At 35.1% G+C, this 1,000-nt stretch carries 2 protein-coding genes; both read right to left on the bottom strand.

All coding sequences use genetic code 11. The features are described 5' to 3' along the window. A partial coding sequence (locus AB0N14_RS40410) for a hypothetical protein (protein ID WP_366030655.1) occupies positions 1–288 on the bottom strand: 288 nt, incomplete at its 3' end. A gap of 11 nt (positions 289–299) precedes the next feature. Next, positions 300–1,000, bottom strand: a 701-nt coding sequence (locus tag AB0N14_RS40405; protein ID WP_366030654.1) for a head maturation protease, ClpP-related, incomplete at its 5' end; no start/stop codon positions are given.

Here is a 1,000-nt window from a genome sequence, read left to right as displayed (position 1 = left end):
GTCTTTAACAAATTTGTCTTTGAGTTCATTTTCGCTTTTGTTCAATGGACCTTTTTCTTCTTCACGCATATTAACTACTTGCTCAGCTTGAGCTTCAACAAGTTGTTCTCTCAATACGTCGCGGCGAACTTTTTCATTATCACGTTTATTTTTTAATTCTGACATAGCCTCTGCTGAAAAATTATCATCATTAAGAGCCATGTTGATTTGGTCATTAAAGTCTGTGACTTTATCTCCTGAAGCAATCCATGCTTCGTTCAATTGATTTACTGTTAATTTAACTCCCATTTGAGTCTCCTTTATTTTTCTAATAAAATAGCCAACTTACGAGAACGTAAATCGGCTAGTTTGTTTTCTATAATTGGTTCTTCTTTCGGAGGGTTATTCCGATTTTTGAAATTCATGAAATTCATAAATTCATTAAGTTTATCAGCAGTTGGAATATTTCCGATTGAGTTAGAAAATACTGGTTTATTAGCATCTACAAACATAATATTGTCTGCAAATCCTTTATCCACTGCATCTTGAGCTGTCATCCATGTTTCGTTAGACATCAACTGCAACAAATCAGATTGTTTCATACCAGTTTTTAATTCATAAGCTGCAGCAATAGATTGGTCAACACCATTTAAAACTTTAGCTTCTTGCTCAAAGTCGTCAGCATTTCCTTGGCTACCACTCATAGCCTTATGAATCATCAATTGGGCTGTAGGAGAAATATTTACTATATCTCCAGCCATTGCAATTACTGAAGCTGCAGATGCTGCTAAACCAAGAATATTTACTGTAACATTTTGACTTGCACTTTTAAGTGCAGTATAAATGTGAGAAGCAGCAAAAACATCTCCACCATTTGAAGCGATATTTACCGTGATATCCTCGTCATCAGCATTTGCAAGTGCTGTTTTTACTTTTGAAGGACTAGTATAGTCAAGACCAAACCAGTCATACATCATTCCGTAGCTATTATCAACTACATCACCTTCAATGTCGATTACTG

It is taken from the genome of Streptomyces sp. NPDC051104 (assembly GCF_040682835.1).
Lineage (GTDB): Bacteria > Actinomycetota > Actinomycetes > Streptomycetales > Streptomycetaceae > Streptomyces > Streptomyces cynarae.
This window is presented reverse-complemented; position numbering and strand designations above follow the sequence as displayed.